The sequence below is a fragment of the Pseudomonas protegens genome, assembly GCF_003363755.1.
Taxonomy (GTDB): Bacteria; Pseudomonadota; Gammaproteobacteria; order Pseudomonadales; family Pseudomonadaceae; genus Aquipseudomonas; species Aquipseudomonas danubii.
In genome coordinates this window covers 2,693,294-2,705,941 of the sequence record NZ_CP031396.1, presented here as the reverse complement: position 1 = coordinate 2,705,941, position 12,648 = coordinate 2,693,294, and the positions used below count along the sequence as shown (strand labels likewise).

The following is a 12,648-nucleotide window of genomic DNA, read 5'->3' as shown; positions in this document are numbered from 1 at the left end:
TGGGCAGGAAAGTCATCCGCTTCGTCGGGCGATCTGACCGCAGGGAGGGTCGATGCGCAAATGTGGGGCGCAGCATACGCATATTCGCCGGCAATTCCCAGTGCGAAGCGCTATCCAGAGGCCCTGGGGACGAAAATAGTGCGTGGGAATTTGTTGCCGGGTGCGTGTTTGGTGCGGCCTTGTTGGCTGGCAGGACGATTGTGATGGGGGAACAGGTACGAAAAAGCCCCGATCACTCGGGGCTTTCTCTTGAAGCTTGTCGCTCGAAGCTTAACGCTGCTTCTCAGCCTTTATAGGCGGCAACCGACTTCAGGATCTCGGCGCGGGCTGCATCGGCATTGCCCCAACCGTCGATCTTCACCCACTTGCCTTTTTCGAGGTCTTTGTAGTTCTCGAAGAAGTGCTTGATCTGTTCCAGCAGCAGGGCTGGCAGGTCGGTGTATTCCTTCACGTCGACATACAGCTGGGACAGCTTGTCGTGAGGAACCGCGATCACTTTGGCGTCGCCGCCGCCGTCGTCGGTCATGTTCAGGATGCCCACTGGGCGAGCACGGATCACCGAGCCTGGCGCTACTGGGTACGGGGTCACGACCAGCACGTCGAGGGGGTCGCCGTCGTCAGCCAGGGTGTTGGGGATAAAGCCGTAGTTGGCCGGGTAGAACATGGGGGTGGCCATGAAACGGTCAACGAACAGGCAGTCGCTGTCTTTGTCGATTTCGTACTTGATCGGCGCGTGGTTGGCCGGGATTTCGATAGCGACGTAGATGTCGTTCGGCAGGTCTTTGCCCGCCGGAATCTTGCTGTAGCTCATTGGGCGTTGCCCCCGTTAGTTGACCAAATGACTTGGCCGGATTGACCAAAAAGTGGCGGCGATTATAGACACACTCCGCAACCGTTGCTACGTGCCAAGGGTCGTAGAACCTTGGTTGTACTGTCTCGCAGACCTGTTCGGGCGAGCCTTGCGACCGGCGGTTTTGCCATCGGTCGGCAGGCGGTGCAGTGGTCTTTCAACTGGCCTTCAGATGAACAACGTATCGGCGCGACAGGACATTAGTGATGCGTTTGATAGACCGGATCTTCAGCTTGAAGTTGCTGCAGTCGGGCCAATGGATTCTGCCGATAAAACAGCTGCAACTGTTCATAGACTTTCGGATAGGCCGCCACGAGCAAGTCCGGGGCACTGAAGAAGTATTCGCTGGTGACGGCGAAGAACTCCGCCGGGTTTTCCGCCGCGTAGGGATCGATGGCGGTTTCGGCGTCCGGATCATGGTCGAGCTGGCGGTTGAGATCGTCGTAGGCACTTTGCATCACCTGCGCCCAGTCGCTGACTCGCATGTCGCTGTGCAGCGGCGGCAGGCCATTGGCGTCGCCGTTGAGCATGTCCAGCTTGTGGGCCAGTTCGTGGATCACCAGGTTGTAGGCTTCCCAGCCGCCGCTGGCTTGCACCCCGGGCCAGGCAAGGATGATCGGCCCCTGTTGCCAGGCTTCGCCGCTGTGCTCGCCGTCCCATTCATGCTCGATACCGCTGGCATCGCGGTGGCGCTGGGGGCTGAGGAAGTCGTCGGGATAAAGAATGATTTCATGGAAGCCCTGGTACCAGTTCAGGTCGCCCAGGTGCAGCAATGGCAGTTGCGCCTGGGCTGCCAGCAGCAGGCGTTGTTCCTGATGCAGCTCCACGCCGGGCAGGGCGGTGAGGTGCTTGTCATCGAGAAACAGCACGCTGGCCTCCCTGAGCCACTGGTCCTCGGCAACGCTGAGGCCGTCGAGGAAGGGCAGGTGCTGGCGCACCCGCTGCCAGGTTTCATCACTGACCGGGTGCTTGGCCAGTCGGCGCTTGCGGCGCCAGGCACTGAGGGACCACATGGTGTTTAGCGGGTTTCGGCTTTTTCAGCACTGCGGCCGAAGCGGCTGCGCAGCACGCCAATGATCATCGGCACCAGGGACAGCAGGATGATGGCCACCACCAGCAACGACAGGTTTTTCTTGATGAACGGTACGTTGCCGAAGAAGTAGCCCAGGGTCACCAGGCCGCCGACCCAGAGGATGGTACCGATCACGCTGAAAGCGAAGAATCGTGGGTAGGGCATGCGGGCCACGCCAGCGACGAACGGTGCGAAGGTGCGGATGATCGGCAGGAAGCGCGCCAGGGTTACGGTCTTGCCACCGTGTTTTTCATAAAAATCATGGGTTTTCTGCAGGTAGTCGCGACGGAAGATCTTCGAATTGGGATTGCTGAACAACCGTTCGCCCGCGGTTCGCCCGATCACGTAATTGGTGCTGTCACCGAGGATCGCCGCCAGCATCAGCAGGCCCCCCAGCAGCACCGGGTCCATGCCGCCGCCCGCAGCGACTGCGCCGGCGATGAACAGCAAGGAGTCCCCGGGCAGGAACGGCGTCACCACCAGGCCGGTTTCACAGAAAATCACCAGAAACAGGATGGCGTAGATCCAGGTCCCGTAGTTTTTCACCAGCATGTCGAGGTAAACGTCGAGATGAAGGATTAGGTCGATCGGGTTGAAATCCATGGGGGCACCTGTGGTGACAGCCTGGCTCGGCAGGCCTGTGCGATGACTCGGAGAAAGGGACTACAAGGACGTGTAGCTTTTCTTACGCGCCGAAAAGGGCGGCCATTATAAAGGCAGAGAGGTGAAATGCGTGTTCAGATTGTAGCGGGGCGTTTCGGCGTGCAAAGCGCGGCAGGCCCCCTGGGATCATCCCCGGCCTGAGGGACTAAAGCGGCCCGCAGGCCGCTGTTGGTGAGATCAGCTATCGCTGAGAGGCAGGACGTAGTTCTTGAACTCGCTGTCTTCGCGAAAGCCCATGGACTCGTAGGTTTTCTGCGCCACGGCGTTGTTGCTGCTGGTGGACACACGCAAGCGGACGGCGTTGGTTTCCTTGGCCATCTTCTTTGCGGTGCGCATCAGGTTGTCGGCCACCAACTGGCGCCGGGCATCTTCAGCGACGTAGATGTCGTTGAGAATCCATACGCGCTTGAGCGACAGGGAGGAGAAGCTTGGGTACAGCTGGCAAAAACCCAGCAATTTGTTGCTGTCATCATCGGCCAGGGCCAGGTAGATCACCGATTCCTTGCGGCGCAGGCGCTTTTCCAGAAAGGCCCGGGACGAATCCGGATAGGGCAGGGCGCCATAGAACTCGCGGTATTTGACGAATAACGGGGTCAACAGATCCAGGTGCTCGAGGGTTGCTTGAGTAATCCGCATGGTGGCTCTCAACTTCAAGTGGATGTGACGGCACAGGTTGGATGACTCGGGCAGCCGTGTTCCGATGCTGCCCAAAGCGGAAAAAAAGCGCAATCGTCTTGCAAAATCACGCTTGGGGCGGCCCCAGAAGGAAGTTGCCCTTCATGTCTGCCGTTGAGTCGCTGTCCAGAGTCTGCACTTGCGCTTCGTCTTTGAGGTTTACTCCCGACAATTGCCGGCGGCAGGCTTCACGCATCAAGTACAGCAGGCGATGGGCGGCCATGCCATAGCTCAGGCCTTCCAGGCGCACATTGGAGATGCAGTTGCGATAGGCATCGGTGAGCCCGACTTTCGGCTGGTAGGTGAAGTACAACCCCAGGCTATCGGGAGAACTGAGCCCGGGACGCTCACCGATCAGGATCACAGTCATCTTCGCCCCCAGCAGTTCGCCAATCTCGTCGGCCACCGCTACCCGACCCTGTTCCACCAGGATCACCGGCGACAGCGACCAGCCTTCGGCAGCGGTCTGTTCCTCCATGCGCGCCAGAAAGGGCAGGGTGTGGCGATGCACCGCCAGGGCCGACAGACCATCGGCCACCACCACCGCCAGGTCGACCCCACCGGGATGGGCGCTGGCGTAGTCGCGCAGGCTCTGGGCCGATTCATCACTGAGCCGGCGCCCCAGGTCGGGGCGTTGCAGGTAGCTGTGGCGATCGGTAGCGGCGCTATGGAGCAGCAGGCTGTCACGGCCGCGCTCGGCCAGTTGGGCGCTCAGGCCGGCGTGGTCGAAGGGCAGGTGCACGGCATCCCGGGCCTGGGCGTGGGCGAATTGGAAGTCCAGTTGGGCACCGGTCGGCAGGCTGGTGCCGGTGCGGCCCAGGGCAATGCGCGCGGGGGTCAGGCGGCGCAGTTCCAGCCAGGAATTTTGCGAGTCGGTCGGATGTTTTTGCATGTGCCTGTTCCTTATCCCAGCTGGGCCAGTGCCTGGCGGAAAGCCGGTGGCAGGTTGTTGCCGAAATGCACCTTGCCGTCGGCCTGGGTGAAGATACCGGTCCTGGCTAGCCATTGTTCGAACTCAGGGGCAGGTTTCAGGCCCAGGGTCTGGCGAGCATAGAGTGCGTCGTGGAAGGACGTGGTCTGGTAGTTGAGCATGATGTCGTCGGAGCCGGGGATGCCCATGATGAAGTTGATCCCGGCCACGCCCAGCAGGGTCAGCAGGTTGTCCATGTCATCCTGATCGGCTTCGGCGTGGTTGGTGTAGCAGATGTCGCAACCCATGGGCACGCCCAGCAACTTGCCGCAGAAGTGGTCCTCAAGGCCGGCGCGGATGATCTGCTTGCCGTTGTACAGGTATTCCGGGCCGATGAAACCGACCACGGTGTTGACCAGGAACGGCTTGAAGTGCCGGGCCACGGCGTAGGCGCGGGTTTCACAGGTTTGCTGGTCGATGCCGAAGTGGGCGTTGGCCGAGAGGGCGCTGCCCTGGCCGGTCTCGAAGTACATCAGGTTCTGCCCGAGGGTGCCGCGGTTCAGGCTCAGGCCTGCTTCGTAGCCTTCCTGGAGCACGTTGAGGTTGATGCCGAAGCTGGCGTTGGCGGCTTCGGTGCCGGCAATCGACTGGAACACCAGATCCAGGGGCACGCCGCGATTGATGGCCTCGATGGAGGTGGTGACGTGGGTCAGCACGCAAGCCTGGGTCGGGATCTCGTAGCGCTGGATGATGGCGTCGAGCATTTCCAGCATGGCGCAGATCGAGGCGATGCTGTCAGTGGCCGGGTTGATGCCGATCATCGCATCGCCGTTGCCGTACAGCAGGCCGTCGAGAATGCTCGCGGCAATGCCCGCTGGCTCGTCGGTGGGGTGGTTGGGTTGCAGGCGGGTGGACAGGCGCCCGCGCAGGCCCAGGGTGCCGCGAAACTGTGTCACCACGCGAATCTTCTGCGCCACCAGGATCAGGTCCTGCACGCGCATGATCTTCGACACCGCGGCGGCCATTTCCGGGGTCAGGCCCGGCGCCAGGGCACGCAGGCTCTGCTCGTCGGCGGCGTCACTGAGCAGCCAATCGCGAAAACCGCCAACGGTGAGGTGGCTGACGGTGGCGAAGGCCTGCTTGTCATGGCTGTCGATAATCAGCCGGGTGACTTCGTCGGACTCATAGGGAATCAGCACTTCTTCGAGAAAGTGCTTGAGGGGGATATCCGCCAGGGTCATCTGGGCAGCGACCCGTTCGCCGTCGTTGAGGGCGGCGACACCGGCTAGAAAATCTCCGGAACGGGCCGGGCTGGCCTTGGCCATGACTTCCTTGAGGCTGTCGAAGCGATAGGTCTGAGAACCTACGCTGTGGGAAAATTGGGCCATCTCAGTCTCCGTTTCAACGATGTAGGGGCGTTGCCGAGTGCTGGCGGATCATCAGGATGCCACCTTCTTCAGCAGGTTTTCCAGACGGTTTCCGGCAGCCCGGTGGTGGAGGATGGCAAAGGCCTTTTCCGCCACCAGGCTGCCGCCTTCCAGCGGTGGCAGGCCACCGCTGTAGATGTTCGAAATCACGGTGTATTCGTAGCGAATGTCCGGATTGCCGCTGAACTGGGCGGCGGCGCGGCGTGCCTGGTCGTCCGGCAGGCGGTAGCCCAGGTAGGCGGACATGCTGCGCGAGGCCAGGGCATCGCCGCCGGGACGCTCGCCAATCAGCACGATGATCAGTTGCGGTTGCAGGGCTTCACCCACCGACTCCGCCAGCTTGACCCGGCCATAGGGCGCGAGGATCGGCTGGCCGATGCGCAGCTCGCGGCTCTGCAGACCGTCCAGCAGCACCGGCAGCAGCTCGGGAATGTTGTGGTGGATGGCCTCGGCGCTGAGACCGTCGGAAATCACGATCTGCACGTCGTTGTATTCCGGTTGCAGGCGCCGTAGCACCTCTTCGGTCAGCCGCGCACCCAACTCCGGGTCCTGCAGGTGGGCCAGCTTGTCCGGGGCGGCGGTGCGCAGTTCCCGCAGGGGAATGGCGGCGATTTCGGCAGGGCGCAGGTCGACGTAGATCGCCTCTCGGGCCACCGCGAGGTTGGCGCGCACGGTCCGCGATACCGCGTTGGCCGGGCGTGGGCCGGCGTTGTCGAAGCCGTAGGTGGCCGGGGTGGACTCCAGCAGGCGCTGGAAATCGATGTCCGACTCACAGAAAATCCGCGGGTTGCCCCAGTTCGGTCCGCGTTCCACGTTGCCGTGGGCGTCCTCCTGGAAAATCCCCTTGCCCAGGGCCCAGCGCAGGTATTCCGGGGCCGGCGCCAGGTCATGGACTTCGCGCAGGGTCTGGTTGTCGTGGGCGCTGGTGTCGAAGTAGGCGAGCATGCGGTCGGTGCTCAGGTACACGTCCATGAAGAAGTTGGCACCGGCGGCGGTCAGCAATTCGGTGGCCATTTGCTGGCCTTCCAGGGTCACCTGGGAGTGCAGGGTGTAGCAGGGCGCCATGCCCATGGGCAGCCCCAGCAGCTTGCCCATGAACTGGTCCTGCAGGCAGGAATAGGTCATCTCGAAGTTGTCGAGGTGGGTTTCCGGGCCGATGAAACCGGTGACGTTGTTCACCATGTACGGCCGATAGCGCCGGGCCAGTCCGTAGCACAGGGCTTCGCAGGTGGTCATGTCGATGCCTTCGTGCTTGCCGTAGGTCAGCTCGCTGCCCTGGCCGGTCTCGAAGTACATGAAGTTTTCTGCAACATCGCGCAGCGGGCCGCGCTCGGTCATGGTCTGCCAGGCCTGATCCAGCAACTGCACGGTGACGTCGAACTCGTCGGTCAGGGTGCGTTCGGTGCCGGCCAGGCTCTGGAACATGATTTCCACTGGCGCGCCCTGGTCGAGGCAGGCCAGTTGGGTCTTGATGTGGGAGAGCACGCAGATCTGCGTCGGCGCTCCGGTTTCCCTACGCAACTTATCCAGGTGGCGCAGGGTGGCGCTGATGTTGTCCACGGTGTCGATGGCCGGGTTAAGGCCGATCAGCGCGTCCCCCGAGCCCATGCTCAGGCCGGTGTAGACCAGCAGCGTGATGCCGCTGAGGTTGTCGGTGGGATGGTTGGGCTGTAGCCGCGACGACAGAGTACCGGGCAGGCCCACCAGGGTCCGGGCCTTGGCCGCCGCGCCGCTCTTGAGCTTTTTCGACAGCAGGATCAGTTCATGCACGTCCAGCAGCTTGGCCAGGGCCGCCACCATGACCCCGGTCAGGGCCGTGCCGATACGGCGTATTTCAGTGCCATGGCTGCGCAGCAGGCGATCTTTCAGGGCGCCCAGGGTCAGGTCGGCGATTTCGCCAAAGACGCTGTGGTCGATGTCGTAGTTGACCTGCATGACGCTGTCGATGCGGCCGTGGCGATCGGTCAGTGGATGCTGGAAGTAGTGATCCAGGGTCAGCTCTGAGAGCACCTTGCGCGCCGCCTCGCGGGTGATTTCATCAGCCGCCGCGAGCCCTGCCACCCGGTCCCCGGCCTTGCTGATGTCGGCGGCGCCGAGCACCGCCTTGAGGCTGGCGAAGCCTATCTCGCGGTCCAGCACCCGGGTGCTGTAGGCCCGTTCGGCAAGCGCTTCGGGAAGGCGGATGTGCTGCAGTGCGGTGAGTGACATGGCAAGACGCTCCTTGGCCGGCATCGGCTCAGTGCACGCCGTAGAAGGCGACGGGCACGATGTGCTGGTGGGGTTTTCCCAGGTTGATGAAGTGTGCCGAACGCTCGCGTACTTCATCGATGACGATCAGGTTGCAAGATCTGCGCCCCCAATCCGTGGCGTAGTTGCCCAGGACCTTGCCGACGTTGCTTTCCAACAGCAGCACCAGCGGCCAGTCCGGGGCGGGTCGTGCCTGCTCCAGGGCGCGGGCCAGGCGTGCGCCCAGCTGTCGGATGTCCTCCAGTCGTGGCGCCTGGCCGTTGTCGAGCAATTGCAGGCAAGCGCCGTCGCAACTGCTCAGTGCCAGGGCCAGGGCGTCGTCCAGTTGCTGCTCGGTGGCATCCATGGGCAGCCGGGCGACGATGGGCAGGTCCTTGAGCGGCAGCACCTCGGGCTGGGGCAGAAACAGGGTGCTGCCGGAAATCTCGGTGTTGTGCAGGGTCAGGCCGTAGACCGTGGCCCGGCCGCGGTTTTCCGGCACCAGCCGGGTGGCCGCCTGCACCAGTCGCGGGTGGCGGGCAATGGCCAGGGCCAGATCGATGCCCAGATCGCCGTAATAGGTGGTGCCGGGCATGGGTTCGCCTTGCAGGTGGCGATAGAGCAACTCGCCCACACCACCGGAAAAAGTCAGGGCCGGGTCGGCATTGCGTGCAGGGAGGATCAGCGGCAGTTGCTCGGTCAGTTGGCCCAGCGGGCCGGCAAAGAAGTGGCGATCACCTTCGGCAATGGCGACCAGGGCATCGATGTACCAATTGACCACCGCCCCCAGCTCGGAACGCTCCAGGACCTGTCCGGGATGCTTGTGGATTGCCAGGTGATCGAGCAGTGCCTGACCGAACTCCGATACGCCGCTGAGACGATAACTGCCCGGCTCGAACTGCAAGTGCCGGGCACCGATGAAATGGCAGCCGCTGGCCAGGACGTTGCCATCCAGGCCCCAGGCCGCGTTGGTGGTGCCCCCGCCGATATCCAGGTTGAGTATCGGTTGCCGAGCGTGGAAGCGGCTCAGCGCCGAACAGCTGCCCATGAAGGCCAGCCAGGACTCCAGCCCGCCGTCGTCGGCGCGCGTGATCAGGGCGTTGCCGATCAATTGGCCGACCAGTTGCGCCAGGGCCTGGGCGTTGTGCCGCCGCGCCGCCAGACCGGTGATGATCACGCCACCGGAAAACAGCTGTTGCGGGCTTACGCCGGCCTGTTCGAGCCAGGTTTCGATCAGGGCCCGGATCGCGGCTTCATCGATGACCTGGCCCTTGAACGGGGTGAACACCGGCTCGCCACGAAACAGTACCCGTGGCTCGTTGAGGGCCATGCGTCCGGTGATGCAGTGGCTGCTCAGGCTGGCCTGGGCGATCAGCGCGCTGCTGGTGGTGGACCCGAAGTCCAGCCCCAGCAGCAGTACCGATGCGCCGCCCGTGATGGCTTGCATGCAGGCGTTCCTCGCCGCGCCGCAGTCAGGCGGTGGCCTTCTGGCCTGCAGGTTCCGGCGTGTCCAGCGCAGTGCCGCCCAGGTACTCGCCCGGGGCGATGATGCCCGCTGCCCGATCCTGAGCCTCCAGTTGCAGCGCCTTGGGCACCGACAGCCAGTAGGCCAGGCCGACGGCGACGAAGCCGGCGCTGATCTTGCCGATCAGGACCGGCAGGATGATGGTGGGCTGGAAGTTGGCGGTGAAGGACAGGTGGTCCCCCAGCAGGAAGGCGGCGCAGACGCCGAAGGCGATGTTCACCACTTTGTCCTTGGGGGGCATGAGGCGCACCAGGCGGAACATGGCGAGGATGTTGGCGATGGTCGCCAGCATGCCGGCGCTGCCTACCGCGCTCAAGCCGATCTTGCCGCCGAGGTTTTCCAGAGGTTTGCCCAGGTATTTGCGCAGCAGGTAGACCATGGGGAAGGCGCCGGCCAGCATGATGCCGATGTAGCCGGCGGTTTCCAGGGCGCGGGTCTGGTCCTGAGCGTCGGCGATGATCGGGTGGAAGCCCCAGCCGCCAAATACCACGGAGAAGACCCCGGTGAAGTACTCGACGATGGAGAACACCAGCACCAGCTTGATGGCCGCGTCCATGGCGCGGCCGAAGATGATGAAACCCTTGATCATCATGTCCGGCAAAAAGCGCAGGCCCAGGGCCAGGGCCACGACGAAGATCAGGATCGGCAGCAGGTTGGCGAAGATGCTGCCCAGGCCCAGGGCCAGTTGGTAGCTGGCTTCACCGTTGGTGCTCACCAGTTCGCGTACCACCGGGTTGCTGAAGGCCAGGATCAGGCTGGCGATCATCACCCCGACGGGGATGGTGAGGATGCCGGACATGATCCCCAGGGCCATGTACTTGTGGTCGCGCTTGTCGAGCATCGCCAGGCCCATGGGGATCGAGAAGACGATGGTGGCGCCGCCCATGAAGCCGGTGATCAGGGCCATCACCAGGGCTTCCTTGCTGGCGGCCAGGGCCGAGGCCAGCTGATAGCCTCCCATGTCCGAGGCGATGATCATGGTCGCCGCCAGGGCCGGGTCGGCGCCCAGGGAGTTGAAGAACGGACCGAAGACGGTCTCGATGACCACGGTCAGGTAGGGAATGGAAGCCATGATCCCTGCGGCCGGCACAAAGATGTAGCCGGTGGCATGGATGCCTTCCATGAATTCTTTGCCCAAGCCTCGCTCGCTGTCATAGATGGCGGCGAAGGCACCGATTACGGCGCAGAGCATGATGAGGTAGAGCACGTAGTTGCCGATCTGATCCATTGCGTTTGTCCCTTGTTATTGTTTTTCAAGCAGGGTCTGTGCACGACTGGTTTGGCGCAGAACTTCCGACAGCAGTGTTCCGTCCGGCCAGCCTTTGGCACCGGATCAGAGCAGGTGAACAAGTGCGGCAAGGCCGCGAAAAGGCCTCCCGGCGACCTGGGTCGCCGGGAGGGTCGATCAGAAGAAGCCCAGTGGGTTGATGTCGTAGCTCACCAGCAGGTTCTTGGTCTGCTGGTAGTGGTCGAGCATCATCTTGTGGGTTTCACGGCCAACGCCGGACTTCTTGTAGCCACCGAACGCGGCGTGGGCCGGGTACAGGTGGTAGCAGTTGGTCCACACGCGGCCGGCCTTGATCCCGCGGCCCATGCGATAGGCGCGGTTGATGTCGCGGGTCCAGACCCCGGCACCCAGGCCGAACTCGGTGTCGTTGGCAATCGCCAGGGCTTCGGCTTCGTCCTTGAAGGTGGTGACGCTGACCACCGGGCCAAAGATTTCTTCCTGGAACACGCGCATCTTGTTGGTGCCCTTGAGCAGGGTCGGCTGGATGTAGTAGCCGCTGGACAGGTCGCCTTCGAGTTTCTCCACCTTGCCGCCGGTGAGCAGCTGCGCGCCTTCGTTCTTGGCGATGTCGAGGTAGGAGAGGATCTTGTCGAACTGCTGCTCGGAGGCCTGGGCGCCGACCATGGTGTCGGTGTCCAGCGGGTCGCCGCGCTTGATCTGCTCGATCTTCTTCATCACCACTTGCATGAATTCGTCGTAGATCGACTCCTGCACCAGGGCGCGGGATGGGCAGGTGCAGACTTCACCCTGGTTGAAGAACGCCAGCACCAGGCCTTCGGCGGCCTTTTCGATGAACTTCGGTTCGGCCTGCATGATGTCTTCGAAGAAGATGTTCGGCGACTTGCCGCCCAGTTCCACGGTGGACGGAATGATGTTCTCGGCGGCGCACTTCATGATGTGCGAGCCCACCGGGGTCGAGCCGGTGAAGGCGATCTTGGCGATGCGCTTGCTGGTGGCCAGGGCCTCGCCGGCTTCACGGCCGAAACCTTGCACCACGTTGAGCACGCCCGGTGGCAGCAGGTCGCCGATCACTTCCATCAGTACGGTGATGCCCAGTGGGGTCTGCTCGGCGGGTTTGAGTACCACGCAGTTGCCGGCAGCCAGGGCTGGGGCGAGTTTCCAGGCGGCCATCAGGATCGGGAAGTTCCACGGGATGATCTGCCCGACCACGCCCAGGGGTTCATGGATGTGGTAGGCCACGGTGTTGCCGTCGATTTCCGCGGCGCTGCCTTCCTGGGCCCGCAGGCAACCGGCGAAGTAGCGGAAGTGGTCGGCGGCCAGGGGAATGTCGGCGTTCAGGGTCTCGCGTACCGCCTTGCCGTTGTCCCAGGTTTCGGTGATGGCCAGCAGTTCCAGGTTCTGTTCGATGCGGTCGGCGATCTTCAGCAGGATCAGCGAGCGGGCCTGTACCGAGGTGGCGCCCCAGGCGTCGGCGGCGGCATGGGCGGCGTCCAGCGCCTTGTCGATGTCTTCGGCGGTGGAGCGGGGGAATTCGGCAATCGGCTGGCCATTGACCGGCGAGGTGTTGGTGAAGTACTGGCCTTTGACTGGCGCAACGAATTCGCCGCCGATGTAGTTACCGTACTTGCTCTTGAACGAAACAATAGCGCCTTCAGTACCGGGGTGTGCGTAACGCATGGTGGGTATCTCCTGGCTTTTATGCTTATGGGGGAGGACGCGCTATAGCGCATACCAAGCGTAGAGCAAAGGTCGGGCCAGTGGGGTGCAGGCCATATGAATCAAGGGTTTGCGGATGTTTCGAAGCGGTGCCAACGGCAGCGTGTGACGAATCTGGTACGGCACTGAGTGACAGTTTGTAACCTGGATGGCACAAGCTGTGACTCATGGGTCAAGCCGGCATTGCAATGAAACAGCGGCTGGAGGATGCTGGTTCGCGTGTCGAATCTTGTCGGATAGATCTGATGGTCTGTCCTTCTTTACAGGGCCGATTGCGGCCTGCAGCGGCGCCAGTGTTCCGTCTGAGCGTGACAGCGCATCAGGAGAATAATAAG

10 protein-coding genes are annotated in these 12,648 nt (G+C 62.8%); all 10 read right to left on the bottom strand.

The window, feature by feature from the left end; all coding sequences use genetic code 11:
* Positions 1-283: 283 nt before the first annotated feature.
* Positions 284-811 carry an inorganic diphosphatase gene (ppa, locus tag DWF74_RS12040; RefSeq protein ID WP_011063696.1) on the bottom strand — a complete coding sequence of 176 codons (528 nt, stop codon included), beginning with the start codon at positions 809-811 and terminating at the stop codon, positions 284-286.
* Positions 812-1,050: 239 nt separating this feature from the next.
* Positions 1,051-1,863: a zinc-dependent peptidase gene (locus DWF74_RS12035; protein ID WP_102865323.1), complete on the bottom strand. Its 813-nt coding sequence runs from the start codon at positions 1,861-1,863 to the stop codon at positions 1,051-1,053.
* Positions 1,864-1,868: 5 nt separating this feature from the next.
* A complete protein-coding gene (locus DWF74_RS12030) occupies positions 1,869-2,525 on the bottom strand; it encodes a DedA family protein (RefSeq protein WP_102865324.1) in 657 nt (218 codons plus the stop codon).
* Between the two features lie 237 nt (positions 2,526-2,762).
* Complete coding sequence (locus DWF74_RS12025) at positions 2,763-3,221, bottom strand: GNAT family N-acetyltransferase (protein WP_102865325.1); 459 nt, start codon at positions 3,219-3,221, stop codon at positions 2,763-2,765.
* A gap of 106 nt (positions 3,222-3,327) precedes the next feature.
* Positions 3,328-4,152, bottom strand: a complete 825-nt coding sequence (gene eutC / locus DWF74_RS12020; RefSeq protein WP_115581018.1) for an ethanolamine ammonia-lyase subunit EutC — start codon at positions 4,150-4,152, stop codon at positions 3,328-3,330.
* A gap of 11 nt (positions 4,153-4,163) precedes the next feature.
* Positions 4,164-5,558: an ethanolamine ammonia-lyase subunit EutB gene (locus tag DWF74_RS12015; RefSeq protein ID WP_102865327.1), complete on the bottom strand. Its 1,395-nt coding sequence runs from the start codon at positions 5,556-5,558 to the stop codon at positions 4,164-4,166.
* Between the two features lie 51 nt (positions 5,559-5,609).
* Positions 5,610-7,805 (bottom strand): ethanolamine ammonia-lyase, encoded by a 2,196-nt coding sequence (locus DWF74_RS12010; protein WP_115581017.1) that lies wholly within the window; start codon positions 7,803-7,805, stop codon positions 5,610-5,612.
* 28 nt (positions 7,806-7,833) lie between these two features.
* The gene (locus tag DWF74_RS12005) at positions 7,834-9,270 is read right to left on the bottom strand and encodes an ethanolamine ammonia-lyase reactivating factor EutA (protein ID WP_115581016.1); all 1,437 of its coding nucleotides are present in this window, start codon (positions 9,268-9,270) and stop codon (positions 7,834-7,836) included.
* Positions 9,271-9,295: 25 nt separating this feature from the next.
* Positions 9,296-10,576, bottom strand: coding sequence for an ethanolamine utilization protein EutH (eutH, locus tag DWF74_RS12000; protein ID WP_115581015.1), 1,281 nt, complete (start codon positions 10,574-10,576; stop codon positions 9,296-9,298).
* A 177-nt stretch (positions 10,577-10,753) separates the two neighbouring features.
* Positions 10,754-12,274 carry an acetaldehyde dehydrogenase ExaC gene (gene exaC / locus DWF74_RS11995; RefSeq protein ID WP_011063687.1) on the bottom strand — a complete coding sequence of 507 codons (1,521 nt, stop codon included), beginning with the start codon at positions 12,272-12,274 and terminating at the stop codon, positions 10,754-10,756.
* Positions 12,275-12,648: the final 374 nt, after the last annotated feature.

What these genes read in the sequence shown, in the direction of transcription:
- ppa (WP_011063696.1), bottom strand. Translation starts at nt 811, where the DNA reads ATGAGCTACAGCAAGATTCCGGCGGGCAAAGACCTGCCGAACGACATC.
- DWF74_RS12035 (WP_102865323.1), bottom strand. Translation starts at nt 1,863, where the DNA reads ATGTGGTCCCTCAGTGCCTGGCGCCGCAAGCGCCGACTGGCCAAGCAC.
- DWF74_RS12030 (WP_102865324.1), bottom strand. Translation starts at nt 2,525, where the DNA reads ATGGATTTCAACCCGATCGACCTAATCCTTCATCTCGACGTTTACCTC.
- DWF74_RS12025 (WP_102865325.1), bottom strand. Translation starts at nt 3,221, where the DNA reads ATGCGGATTACTCAAGCAACCCTCGAGCACCTGGATCTGTTGACCCCG.
- eutC (WP_115581018.1), bottom strand. Translation starts at nt 4,152, where the DNA reads ATGCAAAAACATCCGACCGACTCGCAAAATTCCTGGCTGGAACTGCGC.
- DWF74_RS12015 (WP_102865327.1), bottom strand. Translation starts at nt 5,558, where the DNA reads ATGGCCCAATTTTCCCACAGCGTAGGTTCTCAGACCTATCGCTTCGAC.
- DWF74_RS12010 (WP_115581017.1), bottom strand. Translation starts at nt 7,805, where the DNA reads ATGTCACTCACCGCACTGCAGCACATCCGCCTTCCCGAAGCGCTTGCC.
- DWF74_RS12005 (WP_115581016.1), bottom strand. Translation starts at nt 9,270, where the DNA reads ATGCAAGCCATCACGGGCGGCGCATCGGTACTGCTGCTGGGGCTGGAC.
- eutH (WP_115581015.1), bottom strand. Translation starts at nt 10,576, where the DNA reads ATGGATCAGATCGGCAACTACGTGCTCTACCTCATCATGCTCTGCGCC.
- exaC (WP_011063687.1), bottom strand. Translation starts at nt 12,274, where the DNA reads ATGCGTTACGCACACCCCGGTACTGAAGGCGCTATTGTTTCGTTCAAG.